23 protein-coding genes are annotated in these 24,480 nt (G+C 40.1%); 4 read left to right on the top strand and 19 right to left on the bottom strand.

Features of this window, described 5'->3' with window-relative positions; genetic code table 11:
* Positions 1-245: 245 nt before the first annotated feature.
* From spx to HMPREF2637_RS10640, 8 genes are all read right to left on the bottom strand, one after another.
* A complete protein-coding gene (spx, locus tag HMPREF2637_RS10675; RefSeq protein ID WP_002886328.1) occupies positions 246-644 on the bottom strand; it encodes a transcriptional regulator Spx in 399 nt (132 codons plus the stop codon).
* A 166-nt stretch (positions 645-810) separates the two neighbouring features.
* Positions 811-1,950, bottom strand: a complete 1,140-nt coding sequence (gene recA, locus HMPREF2637_RS10670) for a recombinase RecA (protein WP_002886327.1) — start codon at positions 1,948-1,950, stop codon at positions 811-813.
* 40 nt (positions 1,951-1,990) lie between these two features.
* A complete protein-coding gene (locus tag HMPREF2637_RS10665) occupies positions 1,991-3,256 on the bottom strand; it encodes a competence/damage-inducible protein A (protein WP_064524947.1) in 1,266 nt (421 codons plus the stop codon).
* Between the two features lie 96 nt (positions 3,257-3,352).
* On the bottom strand, positions 3,353-3,907 hold the full coding sequence (locus HMPREF2637_RS10660) for a DNA-3-methyladenine glycosylase I (RefSeq protein WP_064524950.1): 555 nt from the start codon (positions 3,905-3,907) through the stop codon (positions 3,353-3,355).
* 8 nt (positions 3,908-3,915) lie between these two features.
* A complete protein-coding gene (ruvA, locus tag HMPREF2637_RS10655) occupies positions 3,916-4,506 on the bottom strand; it encodes a Holliday junction branch migration protein RuvA (RefSeq protein WP_002886323.1) in 591 nt (196 codons plus the stop codon).
* Positions 4,507-4,664: 158 nt separating this feature from the next.
* Complete coding sequence (locus tag HMPREF2637_RS10650) at positions 4,665-4,886, bottom strand: hypothetical protein (protein ID WP_002886321.1); 222 nt, start codon at positions 4,884-4,886, stop codon at positions 4,665-4,667.
* 130 nt (positions 4,887-5,016) lie between these two features.
* Positions 5,017-6,960, bottom strand: a complete 1,944-nt coding sequence (gene mutL, locus HMPREF2637_RS10645; protein WP_064524953.1) for a DNA mismatch repair endonuclease MutL — start codon at positions 6,958-6,960, stop codon at positions 5,017-5,019.
* A gap of 49 nt (positions 6,961-7,009) precedes the next feature.
* Positions 7,010-7,315: a hypothetical protein gene (locus HMPREF2637_RS10640; RefSeq protein ID WP_064524956.1), complete on the bottom strand. Its 306-nt coding sequence runs from the start codon at positions 7,313-7,315 to the stop codon at positions 7,010-7,012.
* A 178-nt stretch (positions 7,316-7,493) separates the two neighbouring features.
* On the opposite strand from HMPREF2637_RS10640, the gene HMPREF2637_RS10635 reads away from it, so the two are divergent.
* On the top strand, positions 7,494-7,931 hold the full coding sequence (locus HMPREF2637_RS10635) for a LytTR family DNA-binding domain-containing protein (RefSeq protein ID WP_002886318.1): 438 nt from the start codon (positions 7,494-7,496) through the stop codon (positions 7,929-7,931).
* On the top strand, positions 7,928-8,383 hold the full coding sequence (locus HMPREF2637_RS10630; RefSeq protein ID WP_064524959.1) for a DUF3021 domain-containing protein: 456 nt from the start codon (positions 7,928-7,930) through the stop codon (positions 8,381-8,383). Before HMPREF2637_RS10635 ends, HMPREF2637_RS10630 begins: the two co-directional genes overlap by 4 nt.
* Before the next feature lie 33 nt (positions 8,384-8,416).
* Here the strand turns inward: HMPREF2637_RS10630 and mutS are convergent, their stop codons facing one another.
* The 3 genes from mutS to argR are packed head-to-tail and all read right to left on the bottom strand — an operon-like array spanning position 8,417 to position 11,755.
* Complete coding sequence (mutS, locus tag HMPREF2637_RS10625) at positions 8,417-10,948, bottom strand: DNA mismatch repair protein MutS (protein ID WP_371106637.1); 2,532 nt, start codon at positions 10,946-10,948, stop codon at positions 8,417-8,419.
* Positions 10,949-10,967: 19 nt separating this feature from the next.
* On the bottom strand, positions 10,968-11,327 hold the full coding sequence (locus HMPREF2637_RS10620; RefSeq protein WP_070840199.1) for a YlbF family regulator: 360 nt from the start codon (positions 11,325-11,327) through the stop codon (positions 10,968-10,970).
* On the bottom strand, positions 11,327-11,755 hold the full coding sequence (gene argR / locus HMPREF2637_RS10615; protein WP_171963598.1) for an arginine repressor: 429 nt from the start codon (positions 11,753-11,755) through the stop codon (positions 11,327-11,329). Before argR ends, HMPREF2637_RS10620 begins: the two co-directional genes overlap by 1 nt.
* A 154-nt stretch (positions 11,756-11,909) precedes the next feature.
* Here argR and argS point away from each other — a divergent pair, with 154 nt between their 5' ends.
* A complete protein-coding gene (gene argS, locus HMPREF2637_RS10610; RefSeq protein WP_045772358.1) occupies positions 11,910-13,601 on the top strand; it encodes an arginine--tRNA ligase in 1,692 nt (563 codons plus the stop codon).
* 875 nt (positions 13,602-14,476) lie between these two features.
* Here the strand turns inward: argS and purB are convergent.
* The 6 genes from purB to purD form a co-directional block, all read right to left on the bottom strand.
* The gene (gene purB, locus HMPREF2637_RS10605; protein WP_070840197.1) at positions 14,477-15,775 is read right to left on the bottom strand and encodes an adenylosuccinate lyase; all 1,299 of its coding nucleotides are present in this window, start codon (positions 15,773-15,775) and stop codon (positions 14,477-14,479) included.
* Between the two features lie 276 nt (positions 15,776-16,051).
* Entirely contained in the window at positions 16,052-16,279 is a 228-nt protein-coding gene (locus HMPREF2637_RS10600) for a phosphoribosylaminoimidazole carboxylase (RefSeq protein ID WP_070840195.1), read from the bottom strand.
* Between the two features lie 8 nt (positions 16,280-16,287).
* Positions 16,288-17,238 carry a ketopantoate reductase family protein gene (locus HMPREF2637_RS10595; protein WP_070840193.1) on the bottom strand — a complete coding sequence of 317 codons (951 nt, stop codon included), beginning with the start codon at positions 17,236-17,238 and terminating at the stop codon, positions 16,288-16,290.
* On the bottom strand, positions 17,239-18,330 hold the full coding sequence (purK, locus tag HMPREF2637_RS10590) for a 5-(carboxyamino)imidazole ribonucleotide synthase (protein ID WP_064524976.1): 1,092 nt from the start codon (positions 18,328-18,330) through the stop codon (positions 17,239-17,241).
* On the bottom strand, positions 18,317-18,808 hold the full coding sequence (gene purE / locus HMPREF2637_RS10585; protein ID WP_064524981.1) for a 5-(carboxyamino)imidazole ribonucleotide mutase: 492 nt from the start codon (positions 18,806-18,808) through the stop codon (positions 18,317-18,319). The genes purK and purE overlap by 14 nt, the downstream gene beginning before the upstream one ends.
* Before the next feature lie 199 nt (positions 18,809-19,007).
* The gene (gene purD, locus HMPREF2637_RS10580) at positions 19,008-20,270 is read right to left on the bottom strand and encodes a phosphoribosylamine--glycine ligase (protein WP_064524986.1); all 1,263 of its coding nucleotides are present in this window, start codon (positions 20,268-20,270) and stop codon (positions 19,008-19,010) included.
* Between the two features lie 306 nt (positions 20,271-20,576).
* On the opposite strand from purD, the gene HMPREF2637_RS10575 reads away from it, so the two are divergent.
* Entirely contained in the window at positions 20,577-21,416 is an 840-nt protein-coding gene (locus HMPREF2637_RS10575; RefSeq protein WP_064524991.1) for a CHAP domain-containing protein, read from the top strand.
* A 327-nt stretch (positions 21,417-21,743) separates the two neighbouring features.
* Here HMPREF2637_RS10575 and HMPREF2637_RS10570 read toward each other — a convergent pair whose 3' ends face one another.
* Positions 21,744-22,604 (bottom strand): DNA adenine methylase, encoded by an 861-nt coding sequence (locus HMPREF2637_RS10570; protein ID WP_064524994.1) that lies wholly within the window; start codon positions 22,602-22,604, stop codon positions 21,744-21,746.
* A complete protein-coding gene (locus HMPREF2637_RS10565; protein WP_064524995.1) occupies positions 22,597-24,258 on the bottom strand; it encodes an AAA family ATPase in 1,662 nt (553 codons plus the stop codon). The genes HMPREF2637_RS10570 and HMPREF2637_RS10565 overlap by 8 nt, the downstream gene beginning before the upstream one ends.
* Positions 24,259-24,480: the final 222 nt, after the last annotated feature.

Raw genomic sequence — 24,480 nt, 5'->3', positions numbered from 1 at the left:
AACACTTTTTTTGAAGTTTTTTTACTTCTCGTGTCCGCTATCTCTCGCGAAACAGCTTATTTATAATATCATCTCTAGCTTGTCTTGTCAATAACTTTTTTAAAGTTTTTTTCAAACTTTTTGTTACTGGACAATTTCCTTAAGACTTTATTAGTCTATCAAGTTTGTGAACTAATGTCAATACTTATTTTCTATGCCAGAGTAAACGTAAAAAGAAGATCGCAAGTATCTCCTTTTTTACTTTTTTATAGAGCTGCGCGCATGCGTGCTTGTGAATTTTCGACATTTCTTATTGAACGTGGTAAGAAAGCACGGATATCATCTTCCTTATAACCCACTTGCAATCTCTTATCATCAATTAAGATTGGGCTCTTCAAGATTCTTGGGTTTTCTTGAATCAAATCAATCACCTCACTGACACTGAGCTCGTCGATATCACAATTTAGAGCTTTAGCATAGCGATTTTTTGATGAAACAATACTCTCAACACCATTCTCTGTTTTAGATAGGATGTTTAAGATTTCTTCTTTTGTAAGTGGTTCTTTACCAAGGTTTTGTTCTTTATAAGGAAGTTGATGGTTGTTCAACCATGTCTTTGCTTTTTTACAACTTGTACAACTTGAGATTGTATAAATCTTAATCATGTTAATTCTCTCTTTCTGTCACATGATACTATTATCTTATCACTGTCCTTGATTTAAGAAATCGGTCTAGCGACCTATTTTGAATCTTGAGGACTTTTTCAATTATCATAGACCCTTTTTATTTAGATTAAAACAAAGAAAAAAGAGCTCGTCGGCTCTTTTACACTTATTCTTCAATTTCAATGGTTGAATCTAGGTCTAAAACAAGTTCATCAGATGTTTCTTCAACTTGTGCTTCTTCAACAATATCCTCTTCATCTGGTTCAATCAAACCATAGTGTACACGTACTTTATGATCAATTTCTTCAAAAATATCTGGATGATCTGCCAAATATTTTTTAGCATTTTCAGACCCTTGACCAATCTTCTCTCCATTATATGAGAACCATGCTCCAGCTTTTTGAATAATGCCTAAGTCACTAGCGATTTTTACAAGCTCACCTGTTTGTGAAATCCCTTCACCATACATAATTTCAACAAAGGCTTCTTTAAATGGTGGAGCAACCTTGTTTTTAACAACCTTAATTTTAGTTTCCTTACCAACATTTTGGTCTTTTTTATCGCCAGTCCCTTTGATTTGCGTATTTCCACGTACATCAAGACGTACTGATGCATAGAATTTTAGAGCACGTCCACCAGGAGTTGTTTCTGGATTACCAAACATAATACCAACTTTTTCACGCAATTGGTTAATGAAGATAGCAATTGTTTTTGTTTTATTGATAGAAGCAGAAAGTTTTCGCATGGCTTGACTCATCATACGCGCTTGAAGTCCGACATGGCTATCACCAATATCTCCATCAATTTCTGCACGAGGTACCAAGGCTGCAACTGAGTCAACAACAACCAAATCAACTGCACCAGAGTCAATCAGCTTACCAGCAATTTCGAGACCTTGTTCACCTGAATCAGGTTGTGACAAAAGAAGTTCATCGATATTAACACCTAGGGCTGCCGCATAAGCAGGGTCAAGGGCATGCTCTGCATCGATAAAGGCAGCAATTCCGCCTTCTTTTTGTGTCTGAGCAACAGCATGGAGGGCTACAGTTGTTTTACCTGATGATTCTGGTCCGTAAATTTCGATAATACGACCTTTAGGATAACCACCTGCACCAAGAGCAATATCCAAAGCCAGCGAGCCTGAACTCATAACTTGAACTTTCTGCTCTGCACGCTCACCAAGACGCATCACTGCACCTTTACCAAAATCTTTTTCAATATTCTTCAAAGCATCGTCAAGTGCTTTACGACGCTCATCTCCAAATTTCTTTGTAATTTCTTCTGTTTTCTTTGTTTTCTTAGCCACTTATTTTCCTCTTCTTTCTATAGTTAAAGACAAACTTAAATCAAGTTGTCTCTTGTAATAAAGCTTGGCGAACTAGATTAAAGGCATAGAGGGTACTAATATATCTAACATCAGAACGACTTCTTCCACCTATAACAACCTTGATTGACCTTACTTGATTCCTATCAGCAATACCAATAAATACCGTACCTGCTGGGTGTCCTTCTAAGGAATCTGGTCCAGCTACACCGGTAAGTGCAATTCCATAATCGCTATCTGTTTTAGCTCGAGCACCTTCAGCCATTTTTTCTGCAGTAAAATGACTGACAACACCATGTTCTTCTAGTTGCGACAAGGGAATATCCAACATTTTAGCTTTTTCTTCAATACTATAAGTAACAAAGCCACCTTTAAATACTTGTGAGGCTCCTGAAAAATCAGCAATACTAGCCTGAAATAAACCTGCTGTTAGGCTTTCAGCTGCAGTGATAGTCTTGCCATGGTGCTTAAGCAAACGAAAAGCTTCAAAGGCTAAACTATTAGACTCTCCATATCCATAAATAAAATCAGATAAGGATTTGCCATCTAGAGTTTTAGTCGAACGAATTTGTTTTTCTAAAACATCTAGTTTTTGATCTGCTTCTTCTTGCGAAGAAGCTTTTGTTGACAAGCGAAGTGTTACTTCCCCCACTTTAGCGTATGGAGCTATGGTTGGATCTGTTTGGTTAACAATAAAATCCTTCAGAACAGTCACTAATTGACTTTCTCCAACGCCAAAGAATCTTAGTACTCTCGAATAAAGACTTGAGTGGTTCTCAGTAAGAGCTGGAATAAGTTCTTGATTCACCATAGGTTTGAGTTCACTTGGTGGACCAGGTAAGACTACATAGGTCACCCCTTGAGCAGTAATAATCCCTCCAACTGCAAGACCTGTCGGATTTTGCAAGGGAATAGCCCCCTCAACAATTTGTGCTTGACGCTCATTATTAGGCGTTCGTGTGTGTTTAGGACGAGTAGCAAAGAAACTATCCAGTTTTTTACTAGCCTCCTCATCAAAAACGAGTTCTTTTCCTAAAAATTTAGCCAGTGTTTGCTTGGTTAGGTCGTCCTCAGTAGGGCCAAGTCCACCACAAAGTATGACTAAATCACTACGCTGACTGGCTTGATCAAGAACTGAAAGCAGGCGATTTTCATTGTCTCCTACTGCTGTGTGAAAATACACGTCAATTCCTAGTTCAGCTAGCTTCTCAGATAAAAATTGGGCATTGGTATTGGTGATTTGCCCGGTTAGGATTTCAGTTCCTACTGCAATCAATTCAGCTTTCATTGGTTCACCTATATTACTATTCGTAAAATAATCTCAAAAACATGTTCGTTTATAAACTAACATGTTTTTCTCGTCTTGTCAATCAAATCCACTCATTTATTTGAAGTCACAGTTATTTTCATGATCATTCACAAATCCTGCGGCTTGTAAAAATGAATATATAGTTGTCGGTCCTAAAAATTTGAACCCTCTCTTTTTTAGATTGTTGGCAATCTGTTGGGATAAAGCAGTTGATGATGGGACGTCCTTATATGTGGGTACATTATTTATCAAGGGCTTTCCGTCAAAGAAATGCCAAAAATAATGGGACAGGGAGCCAAATTCATCTTGGATTTTTAGTACTTGTTTGGCATTATTTACGGTTGCTTCTAGCTTAAGTTTGTGCCTAATGATGTCTGGATTTTGAAGCGCATCTTCAAGTTCACTTAGGCTAAACTGGGCAACACGCTCAATATCATAGTCATGAAAAACACGATTAAAGGCCTGTCTTTTATTTAAAACGGTTAACCAAGAAAGCCCTGACTGATAACTTTCTAAGCATAGAAGCTCAAAAAGTTTTTGGTCATCACCAATAGGTTTTCCCCACTCCTTGTCATGATAATCACAATATAATTTATTGTTTGTTGGAACCCAACGACAACGATTGACCATTGCTTACCTCATTTCATCAACATCTTAAGAGCTGATTTAATGTATTGCTCTGCCGTTTCATTAGTTCCTTCGAAGAAGGCCTTGATTTTCTTAAGTTCTGTGGCTTTATAACCAAGAGCAATCAAGGCTTCCATAGCCTCATCCAATTGATGATTCCCTTCAGGTTGACTTGGTGTCGTCTTGGTCGTTTCTGTTGGTAACTCTGCAAATTTCCCTGCCAAATCCAGAACCATTTGTTGAGCTGTCTTTTTACCAATCTTTGGAAACTTCATCAAGTATTTGATGTCACTATTATCAACAGCAGCAACCAAGCCTTGATTATCATCTACAGCAACAATAGCTAGGGCAGTCGTCGGACCTATTCCAGAAACTGAAATAAGCTTAAGGAAGACCTCTTTTTCATCTTCAGTATGGAAACCAAAAAGGAGGTGAGCATCATCTCTAATAACCTGATGAAGATAGACTTGGATAGTCTGATTCATTTGGTCAGAAAAACTATATGGATTCGCTACAGTGACAATATAACCTAAGCCGTTTGCTTCTATAACAATATACTTGGCGGTAATTTTCACTAGAGTTCCCTTGATGTAATCATACATAGCGTGTGATTTCCTTTCTCGTTCGTTTCTTCAATGGGTTTGCTTTATCATTTTATACTTGTAAGATAATTGTCTTGAGTGTTTATTTTGTCATCTCAAGCACTGCTGTACTATTGTAACAAAAAATCCACTCGAAAGTGGATTCTGTTTGCTCTATCTTAAGGATGACTACTCGTCTTTAAAGTATCTGTAATCATCTTTAGACCTAATAGAATATATGTTACAACGCCTAAAGTAAAGGCAATGCTAGAAACATTTACTAGAGTATTCTCCAAACTTGGTTGACCTAACCAGGCCAAAATATAGAAAATTAAGCTAGTCGCTAAAAATGTTAAACCAACAAGTAAAAAGTGTTTATTAGTTTTTGTTAGGTGTCTCATCACTCTACCTCCTAACTTAAAAATCAGGCAATCATCCTACAATAATCCGCTAAAACATTAGAAGATTCCTTATCTTCACCACTATTATAAATCTAACATTCCTATTCGTAAAGCAAGACCAAAAAAAGTTTTAATACTTCCCTAGGTCACGTAGACTGGTATGATTTTCTTGAATTCGACGGAACATTTTTTCCATATCAGACTTTGTAAAGTTGACAAGTACAGGACGTCCGTGAGGGCAATTGTAGGGGTTTTTACACTGTGCAAGCTGCACTAGGAGGTCACGCGCAGAGTAATCATCAAGAGCATGATTGGCCTTGATTGAACGTTTACAACTCATCATGATGGCCAACTCAGCACGGTAGGTCTTAACAGACACTTCATTCGTCAAAAGAAGCATGTCACACATTTCATAGACTGCAGATTCAATCTCTTCTTCCTTCATCCAGATAGGATGTTCACGAAGAATGAAGGTATTATTCCCATAAGGCTCTAAATAGATACCAACCTGGTTCAGAAGGGACATTTTTTCTTGTAAACTAATGTAGTCTGAACCTGAAAATTCAAAGAGATAAGGAACCAAGAGCTGTTGTAAACCGCTGTCAACCTCACCGATCTTTTCACGATAGTACTCATACTTGACACGTTCTTGAGCAGCATGTTGGTCAATGATGTAAAGTCCACCTTGTCCTTGAGCAAAGAGATAGGTTCCATGCATTTGACCAAAAAACTCCAACTCAGGGAAGGTTGATGTTTCCTCATTGTCCAGAGTTTCAAGCATGCGCTTCATTTTCGACTTGTTTTTATAATCAAGTTTTTCGTGTTCGCTATCACCTTCATCTACTGAACGTTGTGCCTGTTTAACAGAAGGTTGTGGTTTGTTTTCTACCGATGAAACTGGAGACTCTGACTCCGATATAAGAGGTTTGATATCTTCTTGGACTGTCTCTGGTTTGACAAAGAAATCATTACGACTGCTATCATAGTAAAGATTGGTTTGTTTGAGTGGGAGACTGGTTTGAACTGGCTTAGTTGCACCTCTAGTACTTGACTTGGCTAGATTTTCAAGGGCATCAGGAATCAAATCCTGCTCTCTAAGGCTTTGAGCAATGGCAGAGCTGATAAGGGCCATAAGCTCTTTTTCTTTAGAAATACGTACTTCCTGCTTGGTTGGGTGAACATTGACATCAGCCAAATAAGGATCAATCTGAATATCAATAACCGCAATAGGGAAGCGTCCTACCATGAGTTTAGAACCATAACCATCAAAAATCGCACGGTTAAGCAGGAAGTTTTTAATATAACGTCCGTTAATGAGAATCGTGATGTAGTTACGATTCGCACGGGTCAACTCAGGGAGACTAACATATCCAGAAACTTCAAAATCAAGGTCAGAATTTGAAATCTCCACCATTTTTTTAGCCGTTGTCAAACCATAAATACCAGCAATAGCTTGACGGAGGTCTCCAGTACCTGATGTCTGTGTCAACTGACGACCGTCATTAAGCAAGGTAAAGGCAACCTCGGGATGAGCTAGACTCAGACGATTGACAACATCAACAATATGGGCCAACTCAGCCTGTAAACTTTTCATATACTTGAGACGAGCTGGGGTATTATAAAATAGGTTTTCAACGGTAATCTTTGTTCCAACTGGTGTTGAAATAGGATCCTGACTCTCAATTTCTCCACCTTTAGCAACCAGTTTAGTCCCATAGGCTTCTCCATCCGCTGCTGTCACAATAGTTAGGTAGCTGATAGAAGCTATTGATGGTAGGGCCTCACCTCGAAAACCAAGGGTTCGAATACGAAAGAGATCTCCTTGATTTTTGATTTTACTTGTTGCATGACGGCGCAAACTCATGGCCACATCAGCTTGAGCCATTCCTTCGCCATTATCTGTGATTTGAATTTTTGAGAGGCCTGATTCTTCAATCTCAATGGTAATTTGGGTGCTGCCAGCATCAATAGCATTCTCCACCAACTCTTTGACCACACTAGCTGGGCGCTCCACGACCTCACCAGCAGCAATCTGGTTGGCTAACACCTCAGGCAATTCGATGATTTTTGGCATAATTATTATTTTCCCTTCTAAAAGGTTGAGAGAACAATGTTTCTAACTGTTACTGATGCTTCCTATAAAGCCATAACTCACACACAACTGTTAGCCAAGATAAGGCTGTGGCTATAACAATCATATCCCCATGACGAAGGTTGAACCAAATGAGCCCAGAAAAAATCAAGAGGTAGATGACTTGGAAAATCCATTGGTAGGTTTTGGGGGAGCTTGTCGAATCCATAAACTGCTTCACAAAGAAATAAAGCAAAAGCAAGTTCAGTGTTAGTGCCTTTTCAAAAGGTGTATAAAAGCTCAAAATCAGACTGCAGACAAGAAAAATTCCTGCTAGCCATTTCATTATAGATTTCATGTGATTACCTCGTCAGTACGTTTTCATTAAGTATAGGGGTTTTCGAAAATATTTTCAACCACTTAGACACCATACAGGACCACATAGACAAACGCTATTGCTGTGGACTAGTAAATAGTGTTTAATAAAGGTGTGGAAGGGAGGAGGCCTCCTCAATTACCAATAAGAAAGGATAGTTATGAAAATAAAAGTTCAGATTGACTCGGTATTTCAAGAAGAAATGTTGCAGATTCAGGCACCTAGTCGGACGCCCAAGATTCAGCAAGTGGTCGAGTTTGTCGAATCTTTGGATGATAACCAACGACTCAAAGGAAAAAAAGATGGCGAAACTTATCTCATCGAGCCTAATGCTATTTCCAGAATTTACATCGAAAATCGCCAAGTTTTAGCTGAAACTATTCTAGGAGAGTACCACTTAGGCTTACGTCTCTATCAAGTTTTAGAAAAACTGCCATCTTACTTTATCAAAATCTCACAATCAGAGATTGTCAACCTCAAAGAAATTGAACGCTTCAACATTACCCCTAACGGCCTCGTTGAAATTCACCTTAAAAACAAGGAAACCACCTACTCATCACGCCGTTACCTCAAAGCAATAAAGGAGAAATTACAATGAAAAAGCAACTTTTTAAATCAGGCACAAAGGGCATCCTTATCGGACTTGCCGTATCCATGATTATGTCTCTTATCTGGGCACCAAGCTACATGCCTCTAAATCCTCACTCAGCCATTGGACAATGGATGACGTCACATCAGGTTCACGGATCTATGGTATTGGCCTACTGCCTCATCACTTGGTTTGCTATCGGTATCCTCTTTGAAGTCGCTAGTTATATTTTCCGTAAGGCTGAGTGGAGTTTACTTCGTGCAACCCTCACTCACTACGCCTTGACCTGTCTAGGTTTCATTCCACTAGCTACCCTCAGCGGATGGTTCCCTCTACGTTTAACTTTCTACATGGAGCTAGTCATTGAATTCAGCCTTATCTATCTCCTCGTTTGGGTCTTCTCTTATTGGAAAATGAAAAAGGATATTGAACAACTCAACCAAGAATTGAAACACCTATAAAAGACAAGAAGCCTGTCAATTGACAAGCTTCTTTTATAGTTTCTGTTTTAAATCTGCTACAGCCATCATGACCTGCATAGGTGTCATATTGTAAATGTCCAAATCACGCAACTCTTGAAGAACTGGATTTTCAGTAAAATCATCAAAGAGAGAGATTTGCTCGTTGACATGCGTTTCAGTGGCAGGCTTCTCTTGAGGCGATACCTTTTCCTGAGGTTGGATGGTAACTGTATCACCCTCTAGTTGTGTCAAGATAGTGTCAGCACGTTCCAGTAAATCTGCTGGTAAACCTGCAATCTTAGCCACATGAATACCATAAGATTTATCGGCTGGGCCATCGACAATCTTGTGAAGGAAAGTCACTTCACCGTCCTTTTCAAGTGTCGCCACATGAACGTTGACAAGGTGTGTCAAACTGTTTGACAGAGCTGTCAACTCATGATAATGGGTAGCAAACATGGTTTTAGCCCCCACCTTGTCATGAATAAACTCAATAATAGACTGAGCCAGAGCCATACCATCATAAGTGGCTGTCCCACGTCCCAACTCATCAAAAATAATCAAGGAATTAGGTGTCGCCCGCTTAATGGCCTGATTAGCCTCCATCATCTCAACCATGAAGGTCGACTGGCCTGAAATCAAGTCATCTGCAGCACCAATACGTGTATAGATGGCGTCAAAAACTGGCAAGTCAATACTATCTGCTGGCACGTAAGACCCCATCTGAGCCATAACGACTGACAAGGCTAACTGACGCATATAGGTGGATTTACCACTCATATTTGGTCCTGTGATGAGCTGAATATTGGTCTGACTGTCAAAGGTAATGGTATTTGGAATGTATTCTTGAACGCCCATAACCTTCTCAACCACTGCATGACGGCCTTGATCAATAACAATACGATGCTCATCATTGAAAATAGGGCGAACATAATGATTGGTCTCTGCTACAACAGCTAGACTCTGAAGCACATCGACTGTCGCAATAGCCTTAGCCAAAGATTGCAAACGGTCAATATAGCGTTCAACCTGCTCACGGACACGCATGAAAATATCATACTCTAGCGTTGATGATTTTTCACGCGCCTCAAGCATCTCACCTTCAATTTTAGCCAATTCAGCAGTTCCAAAGCGCTCTGAATTTTTCAGAGTTGCCTTGCGGAAGAAATGGTCAGGAACCAAGCTAAGGTTAGAGTTGGTCACATGGAAGTAATAACCATCTTTACGATTATAATCAATCTTTAGTGTTGTAATACCAGACGCTTCACGTTCTTTAGCTTCGATATCTGCGATCCATGAGGTTCCCTCACTCATCACCTTGCGATACTTGTCCAAGGTCTCATCAAAACCAGCACGGATAATGCCACCTTCTGTAATGGTTGCAGGAGCATCTGGATCAATAGCCGACCGAATCAAACTCTCTAATTCTGGCAGAGCATCTAACTCTTGTAAAAGACGTGACAAGGCATCGTTATTAAAAGACTCCAAAATCGCCTTAATCACCGGTACTTGAGCCAAAGTATGACCTAGCTGAATCAAATCTTTTGGATTAGCCTTGCCAAAGGAAACACGACTGGCCAGGCGCTCAATATCGTAAACACCTTTTAGACTCTCGGTTAAGTCACTCCGCTCAAAGAAATTGTCCAAGAAAACTTGGATAATATTCTGACGCTCCATGATGGCGGCTTGATTCACTAAAGGACGATCAATCCAAGTTCGCAAGAGACGCATTCCCATAGCTGTCTTGGTTTCATCCAAGAGCCAGAAAAGTGAACCATGTTTCTTTCCCGTCCTAGCATTTTCCAGTAAATCCAAACTTGACTTGGTCGCAAAGGACATCTGCAAATAATCCTTAATCTCATAGTGCTGAGCTTTTTGTAAATGACTGAGCTCACGCATCTGAGTACGGTGCACATACTGGAGAAGTTTACCCGCCACACTGCTTTCCAAATCTGTCAAGCTAGTGTCAATCAAGTGGACATCATCGTAAACTTCTGTTTCCTTGGAGAGAAGCAGGTTGAGTTGCTTCACCAAAATCTGTTCATCAGTTTCAGGTAGATCATATCCAACCACTACTTCACGTGCCTTAAGGTTCTGAATTTCACTACAAACTGAACTAAAATCATCCAACTCTGTCGCAAAAAATTCACCCGTTGACACATCCATATAGGCCAGGCCGAATCGACTTCCAACCTTGTCAATGGCTACTAAGAAATTGTTGGCATTATCAGGTTTAGAGCTGTCAACCACTGTACCTGGCGTGATAACCTGAACGACCTCACGCTTAACCACGCCAACAGCCTGTTTAGGGTCCTCCATCTGCTCAGCAATGGCTACTTTGTAGCCCATCTCAACCAAGACATCAATATAGGCTTGAGCCGAATGATAAGGAACACCTGCCATAGGAATGGGATTATCTGCGTTCTTATTACGACTGGTTAGGCTAATTTCCAAAATTTGAGCAGCCTTAACGGCATCATCGTAAAATAATTCGTAAAAATCCCCCATCCGAAACAGCAAAAAAGCATCTGGATAATTTTCCTTGATATCCAAATACTGCTGCATTCCTGGAGATATTTTTTCCTTAGCCATGTCTTAACTCCTCGTTAATCTTTTCTTCGATAGACTTGGTTACATATTGAATCAAGTCACTGGCATCTTGCATCTTTTGACGGTAATCCTGAACAATGGGCAAATTTTCCAACTCATTCTGAATCAAATCTGCCTGCTCACCTGCCTCCTCATAGGCACGTTGTTTCTCAATTTTTTGAAAAAGCACCGCTTCTTGTTGATAGGCCTTCATCTGTCCAGCCAGATAACTAATCTGAGGGATCTGTCCAATAGCTTTCTCAGCCTCTTGAAAAGCAAGAACCGCCTCATGGTGTTTGAGGAGGTCGATTAACTCTTCTTTGGCTTTTTGGAAATCCTGATGAGGAGTCTTCATCAGTGAAACTCACTTTCCAATCTTTCAGCAACCACTGCGTCCTTACAGATTACCAATAGGGTATCTGCGCCAGCAACAGTTCCTAAAATTTCAGGATTGCCGTCACTATCAATCAAGTTAGCCAAAACATCTGCTTCCCCCAATTCTGTATGGAGAACCAGCATAAACTGAGCACGGGAAACTGATTTGACATAGTCCTTAACCGTAGGATCCAAACTTGAAAGCACATGCTCAGACAAACTATAGTAAAGTTTACCTTCCTCATCACGAAGCTTCAACAGGCCAATCTCACGCAAATCACGTGACAAGGTAGCCTGTGTAACCGTGATACCTTCCGCCTCTAGGCGTTGCTTAATTTCCTCTTGTGTCCCAATCTTATCTCTTGAAATCATCTGTTTAATAACAGCTTGACGATCTCTCTTCATTATCTTTCCTCTTTTTATGTATATTCCTTGCATATTATAACAGAATTTTTGTATTTTTTCATGAAATACTTCCTAATAGATGCTTTCTTGTCCCTACCCTATTAACTAAAATAATGGTAAAATAGTTATGAATGACAAGATTTGAAATGGAGTACCTATGAATACTAAAGAACTCATTGCAGCAGAAATTGCCAAAGTTGTTCCCGAATTGGAACAAGAAAACATTCAAAATCTGCTTGAAACCCCTAAAAATGCTGACATGGGAGACCTCGCCTTTCCTGCCTTCTCATTGGCTAAAGTCTTGCGCAAGGCCCCTCAAATGATTGCAGCAGACATCGCTGAAAAAATTGATGCTTCAAACTTTGAAAAAGTTGAAGCTGTTGGTCCTTACATCAACTTCTTCCTTGATAAATCAAAAATCTCAGCGGACGTTCTTGGACAAGTCATCGCTCAAGGCAGCCACTACGCTGACCAAAACATCGGTCACGGACGTAACATTGCCTTTGATATGTCTAGTCCTAACATCGCTAAACCTTTCTCTATCGGTCACTTGCGTTCAACAGTTATCGCTGACGCTCTTGCCAACATCGTAGCTAAACAAGGCTACAAACCAGTCCGCATCAACCACTTGGGTGACTGGGGTAAACAGTTTGGTATGCTGATTGTTGCCTATAAGAAATGGGGTAGCGAAGAAGCTGTCAAAGCCAACCCTATCAATGAACTCCTTCAACTTTATGTGCGTATCAATGCCGAAGCTGAAGAAGACCCTTCTGTAGACGAAGAAGCTCGTGAATGGTTCCGTAAATTGGAAGCTGGCGATGAGGAAGCAACTGCCCTCTGGCAATGGTTCCGTGACGAAAGCTTAGTAGAATTCAACCGTCTCTATGATGAACTTGGTGTTTCATTTGATAGCTACAACGGTGAAGCTTTCTACAATGATAAGATGGACGAAGTCGTTGACATCTTGACAGAAAAAGGACTTCTCCAAGAATCTCAAGGTGCCCAAGTGGTTAACCTTGAAAAATACGGTATCGAACACCCAGCCCTCATCAAAAAATCAGATGGTGCAACACTCTACATCACACGTGACTTGGCTGCTGCCCTCTACCGTAAACGTACTTACGACTTTGCCAAAGCCATCTATGTGGTTGGTAATGAACAATCTGCCCACTTCAAACAGTTGAAAGCTGTTCTTAAAGAAATGGGCTACGACTGGTCTGACGACATGACTCACGTTGCCTTTGGTCTAGTAACCAAGAACGGTAAGAAATTGTCAACTCGTAAGGGTAACGTTATCTTACTTGAGCCAACTATCGCTGAAGCTGTTAACCGTGCTCAAGCTCAAATCGAAGCTAAGAATCCAAACTTGCCTAACAAGGAAGCTGTTGCCCACGCTGTTGGTGTCGGAGCTATCAAGTTCTACGACCTTAAAACAGACCGCATGAATGGTTATGACTTCGACCTTGATGCCATGGTATCCTTCGAGGGGGAAACTGGACCTTACGTACAGTATGCTCACGCTCGTATCCAATCTATCTTGCGCAAGGCTGACTTCACGCCATCTGCAGATGCCACATACAGCCTAAACGACGTTGAAAGCTGGGAAATCATCAAACTCATCCAAGACTTCCCACGTATCATCAACCGTGCATCAGATAACTTTGAACCATCTATCGTTGCTAAATTTGCTATCAGCTTAGCTCAAGCCTTTAACAAATACTATGCGCACACACGTATCTTGGACGAAAGCCCAGAACGTGACAGTCGTTTGGCTCTTTGCTACGCAACAGCAACAGTCCTCAAAGAAGCCCTTCGCCTTCTCGGTGTTGAAGCTCCAGACGAGATGTAAGCCATATTTAAAACGCCTAAGGGCGTTTTTTTAGTGACCAAAAAAAGAACCCAACACATGGTGTTGAGCTCTTTTGGAGATTATGAAAAAGAAAAGTTCGTTGTTCTACAAAAAGTGTAAGCCAACGAGACTTACTGAACAGCGTTCAGTGAAAGTTATTTAGGAGACTTAAAGTATAACCTCCCTACCTTAAAGAAACCTTAAATCGCAGAAAAAAATCCCCAAAGGGATTTTCACAGCAGCCCAGAGACCACTGAAAAGATACGATTGTACAGGCTTTCCAACCTCTTCTTCCTAATCCTCCAAGGTGACCGCTTGTCCAATAGAATCTTTATATAACTATATTACCTTGTTTTGGAAGGGTTTTCAAGTATTTTCTTAAAATATCCTAATAAAACCTCAAAAATAAGAAAAAAGCCTAGATTTCTAGACTTTCTTCGGGGAGATTTGTTATGAAAAAATTATGTTTACCTCTAGCTCACAAAAGCTAGCTGCTTTATTAGGATGGTTATAATATATCTTAATAAGCTTAAAGGTAACTTAATAAATTATTATCTTGCATCACTTTTTAAAACGATAAGTAAAATAAGTAATAGTAAGCACCCATTAGGAATATCCATATCTAAAAACCAAGAGGGGGCTTTGATACTTCCAAGATCATTCATGATGCGGATAGTATTATAAGCAATGCTTACTATTAGGAGGCTAAGTTCCGGTAAATAGCTAAGTCGTCCTTTTAAGATTTCTAACTTCTCCTTCCTGACAGTTTTCTAGCGATGACTCTATTATAAGGCTGAAAAGGAATCAAAAATAGTGACATAAATGTCACCATCAAAAAAAGCAGGTCTAGCCTGCTTTTTGCTATTTTGTTTAGATTAATCACCCAAACCGATGCGTTCGAAGATCTCATCCACACGTTTAGTGTAGTAAACAGGGTTGAAGATTTCGTCGATTTCTTCTTGAGTGAGACGTGAAGTTACTTCTGGATCTGCTTCAAGAAGTGGTTTGAAGTCTACTTGATTATCCCATGATTGGGCAGTCTTTGGTTGAACAAGGTCGTAAGCTTGCTCACGCGTCATGCCTTTTTCAATCAAAGTAAGCATCGCACGTTGGCTGAAAATCAAACCAAATGTAGAGTTCATGTTGCGGATCATGTTTTCTGGGAAGACCGTCAAGTTCTTGACGATATTTCCAAAACGGTTAAGCATGTAGTCAATCAAGATGGTTGTATCTGGTGTGATGATACGCTCAGCTGATGAGTGAGAGATATCACGCTCATGCCAGAGTGACACATTTTCATAAGCTGTTACCATGTGACCACGGATAACACGCGCAAGACCTGTCATGTTTTCAGAACCGATTGGGTTACGTTTGTGAGGCATTGCTGAAGACCCTTTTTGACCTTTGGCAAAGAACTCTTCCACTTCACGTTGTTCAGATTTTTGCAGACCACGAATTTCAGTTGCCATACGCTCGATCGAAGTTGCGATGCTGGCAAGAACTGCAAAGTACTCAGCGTGAAGGTCACGAGGAAGGACCTGTGTAGAGATTTCTTGAGCACGAATACCCAATTTATCGCAGACGTATTTTTCAACGAATGGTGGGATGTTGGCAAAGTTACCAACCGCACCAGAAATCTTACCAGCTTCCACACCAGCAGCCGCATGCTCGAAACGCTCGATGTTACGTTTCATTTCGCTGTACCAAGTGGCCAATTTAAGACCAAAAGTTGTAGGCTCAGCGTGCACACCATGAGTACGACCCATCATGATCGTGAACTTGTGTTCTTTCGCTTTGTCAGCGATGATGTTAAGGAAGTTTTCAAGGTCCTTGCGGATGATATCGTTGGCTTGTTTGTAGAGATAACCATAGGCAGTATCTACCACGTCAGTAGAAGTCAAACCATAGTGAACCCACTTACGCTCTTCACCAAGCGTTTCAGAAACCGCACGTGTGAAGGCAACCACATCGTGACGAGTTTGCTGCTCGATTTCCAAAATACGGTCGATGTCAAAGTCCGCTTTTTCACGAATCAAAGCCACATCTTCCTTAGGGATTTCCCCCAACTCAGCCCATGCTTCATCAGCCAAGATTTCCACCTCAAGCCAAGCACGGTATTTATTTTCTTCAGTCCAAATGTTCGCCATTTCAGGGCGAGAGTAACGTTCGATCATAATTAAGATATTAAGGGCGTTAAGCGGACACAGTCAAAATAGGAGTTTAGACGAAGAAGCGTCAGCTTCTAGGAAAAACTGTCTTTTTGACCAAGTCCGTAGCCCGTATTCAGTTAAAGAATACGATGCCCTTGTTCCTTTCTTTTTTGTTTATTTAATTCTATCAAAGATTGGACGTTTGAGCTCAAATTAATGGGATCCTATGTCCACTTCTTTTTAGTTTTATATGCAATATTCTTTTGATATTTCACATCAGCTAAGCAACCGATGGAAATCTTATTCAAATTCTTCTTTCCCAATCCACACTGATGGATAGTGATCCAGTGTATTCAAATCAGTATCAATCGGCAAATCATAGATAGCTAAATAGTTTTCAGGATATTGAGCAATCAACTCTTCATACTTAGCTCTCACTTTTTCGTGATTGCTACTAGCATACAAGACTTCGACGACTGCTCCAGTCTTATCTTTTTCAACAAATGCATTAACGATGAGTTGAATCATAAAACCTCCTAAATCGAAATGCCCTTCATATTTACTTCCAGAATAGGCATCTTCACACCTAACTCCTGACCGGTCTGATAAACACTTTGACAACAGTAGAAGATGTCCTGTTTATCATTGTGCAAGGTCATAATTTTTCGGGTCAGCTCATTTTTCGCAAACATGACTTTCATGGCTTTTCCTGCAATCCAAGCGGGAATTTTGTATGGCAATAGTTCTGCTTTGTAAAGCTTCAAATTCACACCACGCGCTTCTACGACTTTCAAAGCTTCTCGAATGGCCTTGATAGCCAATGATAATTCCGACGAACTATTCATCAAGTTCAAAGCCAATTCTTCTGGGTTTTCCAGATTCCCTGAACGTGCAGCTGTCGAAGTAACACCTGCATTAATCGCCATATGAATCCAAATCCACTCGACCATATCATGAGGCACTTCCCACTTCAAATCTGCAGAAGTCAGTAAATCCGTCAAATCAGCATAGTTAGAAATGTGTGCTTTTTGCTCACCTTCTAGCATTAAATGGTCAAACAAGACGCCATCTAAATGGTTCTCCTGCATATGACCACCCGCTGTCGGAAAAGCCAGAATATAGTCGTAATCTCCTGCCCACTCTTGGACCTCTTTTCGAGTATTCCAGAAATTGCAGAAGAAAACGAGAGTGCCTTTGATATTATTTTTTCGCAAGGTTTCCACAGCTTCTTTGACAAACCCATGACGCACACTCAGAAAAATAAAATCATATTCCGAATCAGCTTCTGCCACACGAACCTCATAGGTGTCGTGTTTGTTCTCACCTTTGGAATGATAGCGGCCATCTAGCAGATCAACCGACAACTCCTTGGGAGCATTGTTTTTCTTACTATCTCTCAGTACGTGTTCCACTTGATGACCTGCTTTTTGAAAAGCATAGGCATAAGTAGTCCCGATCACTCCAAGTCCTAGAATCGCTATTTTCACTTAAAAATCAATCCCTTTCCCAAATTCCTCAACCTTATCTGGCTCATCACTAAACAAAGTCACATGACCCATTTTGCGGTTGTGCTTCGCTTCTAGTTTACCATACATGTGAAGGTGGGCGCTTGGATTTTCTGTGACATAACGCTCAGCTGCTTCGACGTGTTGGCCGAGGACGTTGAGCATGACAGCAGGTGCATGGAGGTGGATTGCTGGAAGTGGTACTCCGAGAACGCCCAAGATATGCGTGTCAAACTGTGAAAAGTCACAGGCTTCAATTGAGTAGTGGCCTGAATTGTGTGGGCGTGGTGCGATTTCGTTGACGATGATATCATCAGCTGTCGCAAACATTTCCACACAGAGGGTACCAGAGAGGTTAAGTTGCTCAGCAATCTTCACAGCCATAGCTTTAGCTTTCTCAGCTAGACTGTCAGAAATACGGGCAGGCACAATAGTTTTAGAGAGGATGTTGTTGCGATGGATATTTTCCTGAACTGGGAAAACCGTCACATCCTTGCCGTTACCAGACACGATGACCGAAATCTCGAGGTCGAAGTTGACGAACTCTTCCAAGACACACTCGGCTGAGTTAGCAAGGGCATTTGCCTCTTCCAAATCGTCGGCTGACGTGATGACTTTTTGACCGTGGCCATCGTAACCACCTGTCGCTGTCTTGAGGACGTATTTTTTAGAAAGGTCAATATCTTCCAAATCGAGACTAGATGTCACTACCTTGTAAGGGGCAACGGTTACTTTAGCCTTGTTTGAGAGGAAGTCTTTCTCAAAGATACGGTTTTGCGAAATGCGAAGCAGGTCTGTTCCTTGTGGGAGCTGTCCTTCTTTGATAACAGCGTCAAGGCCGTCAGCGTCGACATTTTCAAACTCATAAGTGAGAACATCACAGCGGTCCGCCAACTGGCGAAGGGCGTCTACGTCGTCGTAGGGTGCCACGATAACCTCAGACACACGAGAAGATGGACAATCTGCTGCAGGATCAAGGGTGATAACCTTGTGGCCCATGTAGATAGCTGAAATAGCCATCATCTGACCGAGCTGGCCACCACCGATGATACCAATGGTTTTAGTTGAGCTCATTTGTAGACTCCTCTGCGATTTTCCCTTGTTCTTCAGCAAAGTTAGCAAGCGCATCTGCAATGGCCTTGTCTTCTACTGAGAGGAGACGGAGGGCAAAGAGGGCAGCGTTAGTCGCACCAGCTTCACCGATAGCCATGGTTGCGACAGGTACACCACCCGGCATCTGAACGATAGAATAGAGCGAATCTACACCGCTAAGAGCACGTGATTTGACTGGCACACCGATGACTGGAAGGGTTGTTTTAGCAGCGACCATCCCTGGCAAGTGAGCAGCGCCACCTGCACCAGCGATGATGACCTTGATGCCACGACTACGTGCTTCTTCGGCATGTTTGAACATGAGGTCCGGTGTACGGTGTGCGGAAACAACTTTCTTTTCGTAAGCGACGCCGAAGTTGTCGAGAACTTCAGCAGCTTTTTGCATGGTTGCCCAGTCGGATTTTGAGCCCATGATGATGGAAATAATTGGTTTAGTCATAATTTTTCCTTTTCTTTTTTGATAATGGTCTTAGGTGGTGGGGACGGAAGCAAACCTTCGGTTTCATTCCTAAACTTTGAGCCTACGGTCTCAAAGTTTCCCCCGACCAGAACAGATCCTGTTCTGGTCTTTTCACCACGGCGACCATTATCTTAGTTTGGCTCGCTTTCGCTCGCCTTTTACGACCTACGGTCGCTGATTATTTGTTTGCTTTGCTACCGATATCCGTACGGTAGAAGAGGCCTTCTGTGTTTTGTTTGTTGAGTTCGTTGTAAATAATGTTTTGGCCGTCTTTGACGGTGTCTGCTGTGGTAACCAGCATATAAACGCGTCCACCATTTGAGAGGAGGTCTTGCCCGTTTTCAGCGAATTTCGCACCGGCATAGTAAGTGATGATGTCGCCTTCTGTCTTGGCTGGAAGTTTGACACCCTTCTCATAAGCCAGTGGGTAGCCGTTTGAGGCTACAACCACACCTAGTGTCACACCCTTATCCGTCCAAGTAATAGCTGGCTCTTTGCCATCCAAAATGTCAGTGATATTTTGCGTAAAATCAGAAGTCAAACGAGGCAAGATGATTTGCGTTTCAGGATCGCCAAAACGTGAGTTGAACTCGATGACTTTAGGGCCGTCAGCTGTCAAAATAAGACCAGCGTAAAGGACACCAGTGTAAGGACGACCTTCTTTAATCATACCTTCAAGGACTGGCTTGACAATAGTGTCAACCGCTGTGTCAACCACACTCTGTGGCAAGTGAGGAACCGGCGCATAGGCACCCATCCCACCAGTGTTAGGGCCCTTGTCCCCATCATAAGCACGTTTGTGGTCCTGAGCCGTTGGCATAATGTAGAATTTATCTCCATTGACAAAGGCAAAGAGAGAAAACTCTTCCCCGTCAAGAAATTCCTCGATGACCACTCGCGCACCTGAATCACCGAATTTATTGTCCAAAAGCATCTCGTGAGTAGCTTCGACGGCTTGCTCAACCGTCTCCGCAACGACGACACCTTTACCTAGGGCCAAGCCGTCTGCCTTGACGACGATTGGAGCGCCTTTTTCCTCGATGTAGGCCTTGGCTTCCTCGAAATCTGAAAATGTGCCATAGGCTGCTGTCGGAACGTCGTATTTGACCATGATTTCCTTAGCAAAATCCTTAGACCACTCCAGCTCAGCCGCAGCCTTGGTCGGACCAAAAGCCTTAAGACCAGCTGCATTGAAATCATCCACGATACCAGCTGCAAGGGCATCATCTGGACCGATAAAGGTCCAAGCAATATCGTTCGCCTTTGCGAAGTCAATCAGCTTAGAATGTTCGGAAATTCCGATATTGATCAAATCAAGACCGTCCAATGTCATCCCGTCATTACCAGGAGCTACGAAAACTTGCTCAACATCCTTAGACTCCAATAATTTCTTGGCAATCGCATGTTCACGACCACCAGAACCAACAACCAAAAGTTTCATTTGAAAGATACCTCAATATCAAATAAGACTAGGGGCAAATGCCCGTTAACGACAATCATTCGGAAAAATTAGCAATTTTCACGAATTATACATAACCATTATAACATATTTGTTCGGAGATATGGGTGTGTATCCAAATTTGGACATAAAAAAGGCGGCCACTTGGACCACCTCTTGGGAGATTATGAAAATGAAAAAAGTTATTTAGGATTAATGATAGTATATCCTGATCAGCTTAAGGGAGGCTTAAACGCAAAAATATCTTCATTTTCCTGAAAAACTGCGAATAGGTAGGTGGAGGTTAAAATGAAGAAAAAATTACTAAATTGTCTCTTACCGCTAGCTTGTCTAGCGACTGTTTCGGTTTCGTGCGGCAGCTCTGCTCAGGCGGCTGTCCTCGGAGATGACTACCCTTCCTCTTGGAAATATGGGGGCTTCGGCGTTGATCCTTGGACCATGTACTGGCGTCAGTGCACATCCTTTGCGGCCTATCGCCTCAGTAACACCAACGGTTTCACTCTACCTGTAGGTTATGGAAATGCCATCACTTGGGGCAGTATCGCACGTGCCAATGGTCACCGTGTTGACATGAATCCTGCTGTAGGGAGTATTGCCTGGTTCTCAGCTGGTGTCAATGGAGCTGGTCACATGGGGCATGTCGCTTGGGTTGCGGAAGTTCATGATGATCAGGTGACCATTGAAGAGTACAACTACGATGCGGGACAAGGGCCTGAGAAATACCATAAACGCAGTTTCCATAAGAGTCAAGTGTCTGGCTATATCCATTTTAAAGACATCGATTCAGGAGCTCAAAATGGAAATCCTACTAACCCTTCTATCAAAGTTGACGATACGGTCCGCTTCACAGGAACCTTCCGTGTCACATCAATCGTAGGAAGTAATATTACTAGCCAAGATTTAGCTGGAGGTACACCAACTAAACACAATATCGTTGACCCTGGACCCGTTCTTGAAGTTGATGGACAAGGCAATCCAACATCAGACCAGTACCTCAATCCTGGTGAGACTTTTACCATTCCAGGTAACTTCAAAGTGCTTGCCATTGACCCACCAAGCGATGGCGTCCTCGTCCAAATCGGCAATCGCAAGACTTGGGTAACTCAGTCTGTCCTTGAAAAGGTTTAAATCTATTGAACAATCGTGAGAACGGTTGTTTTTTTCATGTACTGAAATAAAAAAGACAGTAATCTCAGAATAGCTACTGTCTTATCTCATTTTTCACTTAAAGCCTTGATAGACTTGACAAATGTTAGAAAAGAGCCGTTCTTAGGTGGTTATTCCACAAACTATATAATGAATAGTGAATTTTAGGTACAAAAACTCTTAGGCAAATAGAGACGGTGCTATTTAAAACCAAGCGAAATGAAGTATTCAATAACTGTTTTAGCTCTATATAATTTATCTGGATTCATAATTATATAGATTATCTATCTTATTGAGTACATCCAATCTTTATAACAACTTAAGAAAACGCTTCACTTCACCCTTTTGTGTATTGGGTGAGAAAAAGATATACTCAATACCTTTGCTAGGCTTAGTAACAGAATAGTTTAAATAATAAAGACAACTATCATATGGAGAATAAATATCTCCTATGTTAGGATGATTATCATAAGTTATTATCCATTTTTTACTCTGCATATATTTGGCAATTGTTTTCGATAAACTTTCATGATTCTCATGCCCATAAAAATTTGTGTAAAGTCCTGGTCCCTTTTCATAATAAGGGGGATCAAAAAAAGTAAATGAATTTCTAGTATGGGATATGGATTTCTTAATGAATACCTCTGCATCCAGATTATATAATTTTATACGGTTTCTATAATGGGATATTCTAATAATCCTATCTATGATATCTTCTTTATTAAAACGGCAATCCATCTTATATTTCCCATTTTGTTCCTTCCCACCAATCACTCCCGCTTTAATAATCCCTGAACGATTTACTCTGTTGAGAAACAGCGTTGAAAAACCTAGCTCTAGCAAATCTTCAGTAATTAATTTATTCTTTTGGATTTCCTTTTGCCTATGCCATTCCTCAATACAGATACTTGTCTCCTTTATTTTCGAAACCAATTCATCTGTATAAAATAAGACTGAGTACCAAAATGCATAAATTGATTTATCATAATCATTTATCATGATTTTTTCCACAACATCATTTAAAAGTAATTTTATTGCAACACCTGCCCCACCTGCATATGGTTCAATATAGGTAGTACATTCATTTAAACAAATAAGCTCTTTGATATAATCATAAATTTTAGTTTTTCCTCCAGGGTAGCGTAATGGGGTTAACACTCTTTTATTCATGACTTACACTCTTCCATTCCTTAGGATTTATATCGTGAAATTCTGCAGTTTTTTTAAAAAGTTTAAACAGATTTTCATAAAATTCTGTTATTTCATTTTTATTTTCATCATTCCTAATCCAATAATACAAGACTTGATTCCAAAATTGTTGATAATCTTTAAAAAGACTTTTATTTAACTCCCTTTTTTTACCATGTGAATCGCTATTTTGTTTTGCTTGTTCTAGTTTTGATAGATTATCTTTATATTGCTTCAATATATTATCTCTAAAGTAAATTTTTGTATATCCTTGATTCAATAAGACTTTATTCTCCCAAAAATCATTGTATTCAGATTTCTCATACAATTTTTGTGAATAGGTGAATGCAACTTCTTCCGGAGATAAAGAACCTGGTAGGACAGTAATATTATCACTTAAATTAGTTTCCATATCACCATCTAGAATATTTATAGTTCGCAATGTAGATCTGCTCAACATTTTATCCTCGGCTAAATTTTTTATAGCACTACTAGATAATCTTGCATTAACTAAATGAAAATATCGTTCTATACTATCTTTATAAATTTCTTCATAATAACTCAGTAGCAATGATAAAAACAATCTTGCTTCATCATCCTCAGTAATTATGGGGATTTTATTTCCTATGTAAATTTCATCTTTCAATGATTGATTTAAATACATTTTTATTTTATATATATCTACATCCTCCATTGGTATAACATAGTCAATATTATCTAAAAGATATATTACCTTTGCCTTCTCCTTCAAACACTTCTCTATCATAGTTAAACTGTGAGAGGTACAAATAATTTGTATTTTGTACTTTTTCGAATATTCCAAACAGAGAGCCAGCAGTTTTATTTGGAAGGCAGGATGCAAGGTTGCATCAATTTCATCAATTAACAAAATACTCTCTACAACATTATTTGAATGTATCGATTCAAAATAATATTTTAACGAAACCAACGATAAAAGAATAATAAATAAATTGTCTTCACCAGCAGAAATTGTATTTGAATCAATTCCTTTCGTATCTGTTTTAAAATCTGCCCTATTTTTTATAACTCCCATCTCATTTAACTGTTCAAGCTCTATATTATAACCTGTAAATTTATTATAAAGTTCTCTCAATTCACTTTTTATTTCTATTGGGAGTTTCTGAGTAATGTTCTTAATAGACTCATCATCTGAAAATTCTCCAAAAGCAAATAATCTAAATAAACCTAGATAAATTACCGGCATCATCGGTAGTGCATCGTTCTTTCCAATCTTATATTCTGGTTTTATGGCAAATCTAGTATTATCCGAAGCATTGTGTCTCCTAAATTTTAACTCGTAATCATTATCGTAGGTACATTTGTATAGAGTCCCAGGAACTCCCGGAGCTGGATTATTATATTCTTCGTCACCTCTAGTCAAACCTTCAATTTTAGGATTCAGTATTCTATTAATTTTAGAAATTACTTTAATCGCTTGAGCATCCGTTACGATGTCAGAAGTAGTTTTTATTTTTTGATATGAATTACTAATTAGATGAAGAATTGATGATTTACACGTACCATTCGTACCAGCTATAATATTAACATGTTGAGAGAAATCTATTTGTATATTTTTCAATTTTCGATAAGCCACAAAATCCAGTTGTTTTACCATTTTTAAACTCGTTTCTTCTAAGGGTATATTTCTATTCTATCATAAATAATTAGTCAGAGTAAGAGTTAGAGTTAGACTTAATTAGGTATATTATCAATAAAAATCAATGCCCTGTTGCACTTCATTTTACAACAGGGCTTATCATTTAATTCTACAAATTTACTAAAAACCTTATTATTTTCTTTTTAGAATTAGAAAAAATTAGCAGTCTTGTAGTAGAGA

This window comes from Streptococcus sp. HMSC065H07 (assembly GCF_001837325.1).
In the GTDB taxonomy this organism is placed as follows: Bacteria; Bacillota; Bacilli; order Lactobacillales; family Streptococcaceae; genus Streptococcus; species Streptococcus salivarius_H.
The sequence above is the reverse complement of the archived record's forward strand: the minus strand, read 5'-3'. Positions and strand labels throughout refer to the sequence as shown.

Excerpts from the sequence above, each read along its gene's own strand:
- spx (WP_002886328.1), bottom strand. The coding sequence starts at position 644 with ATGATTAAGATTTATACAATCTCAAGTTGTACAAGTTGTAAAAAAGCA.
- HMPREF2637_RS10665 (WP_064524947.1), bottom strand. The coding sequence starts at position 3,256 with ATGAAAGCTGAATTGATTGCAGTAGGAACTGAAATCCTAACCGGGCAA.
- HMPREF2637_RS10660 (WP_064524950.1), bottom strand. The coding sequence starts at position 3,907 with ATGGTCAATCGTTGTCGTTGGGTTCCAACAAACAATAAATTATATTGT.
- ruvA (WP_002886323.1), bottom strand. The coding sequence starts at position 4,506 with ATGTATGATTACATCAAGGGAACTCTAGTGAAAATTACCGCCAAGTAT.
- HMPREF2637_RS10650 (WP_002886321.1), bottom strand. The coding sequence starts at position 4,886 with ATGAGACACCTAACAAAAACTAATAAACACTTTTTACTTGTTGGTTTA.
- mutL (WP_064524953.1), bottom strand. The coding sequence starts at position 6,960 with ATGCCAAAAATCATCGAATTGCCTGAGGTGTTAGCCAACCAGATTGCT.
- HMPREF2637_RS10640 (WP_064524956.1), bottom strand. The coding sequence starts at position 7,315 with ATGAAATCTATAATGAAATGGCTAGCAGGAATTTTTCTTGTCTGCAGT.
- HMPREF2637_RS10635 (WP_002886318.1), top strand. The coding sequence starts at position 7,494 with ATGAAAATAAAAGTTCAGATTGACTCGGTATTTCAAGAAGAAATGTTG.
- HMPREF2637_RS10630 (WP_064524959.1), top strand. The coding sequence starts at position 7,928 with ATGAAAAAGCAACTTTTTAAATCAGGCACAAAGGGCATCCTTATCGGA.
- mutS (WP_371106637.1), bottom strand. The coding sequence starts at position 10,948 with ATGCAGCAGTATTTGGATATCAAGGAAAATTATCCAGATGCTTTTTTG.
- HMPREF2637_RS10620 (WP_070840199.1), bottom strand. The coding sequence starts at position 11,327 with ATGAAGACTCCTCATCAGGATTTCCAAAAAGCCAAAGAAGAGTTAATC.
- argS (WP_045772358.1), top strand. The coding sequence starts at position 11,910 with ATGAATACTAAAGAACTCATTGCAGCAGAAATTGCCAAAGTTGTTCCC.
- purB (WP_070840197.1), bottom strand. The coding sequence starts at position 15,775 with ATGATCGAACGTTACTCTCGCCCTGAAATGGCGAACATTTGGACTGAA.
- HMPREF2637_RS10600 (WP_070840195.1), bottom strand. The coding sequence starts at position 16,279 with ATGATTCAACTCATCGTTAATGCATTTGTTGAAAAAGATAAGACTGGA.
- purK (WP_064524976.1), bottom strand. The coding sequence starts at position 18,330 with ATGAGCTCAACTAAAACCATTGGTATCATCGGTGGTGGCCAGCTCGGT.
- purE (WP_064524981.1), bottom strand. The coding sequence starts at position 18,808 with ATGACTAAACCAATTATTTCCATCATCATGGGCTCAAAATCCGACTGG.
- purD (WP_064524986.1), bottom strand. The coding sequence starts at position 20,270 with ATGAAACTTTTGGTTGTTGGTTCTGGTGGTCGTGAACATGCGATTGCC.
- HMPREF2637_RS10575 (WP_064524991.1), top strand. The coding sequence starts at position 20,577 with ATGAAGAAAAAATTACTAAATTGTCTCTTACCGCTAGCTTGTCTAGCG.
- HMPREF2637_RS10570 (WP_064524994.1), bottom strand. The coding sequence starts at position 22,604 with ATGAATAAAAGAGTGTTAACCCCATTACGCTACCCTGGAGGAAAAACT.
- HMPREF2637_RS10565 (WP_064524995.1), bottom strand. The coding sequence starts at position 24,258 with ATGGTAAAACAACTGGATTTTGTGGCTTATCGAAAATTGAAAAATATA.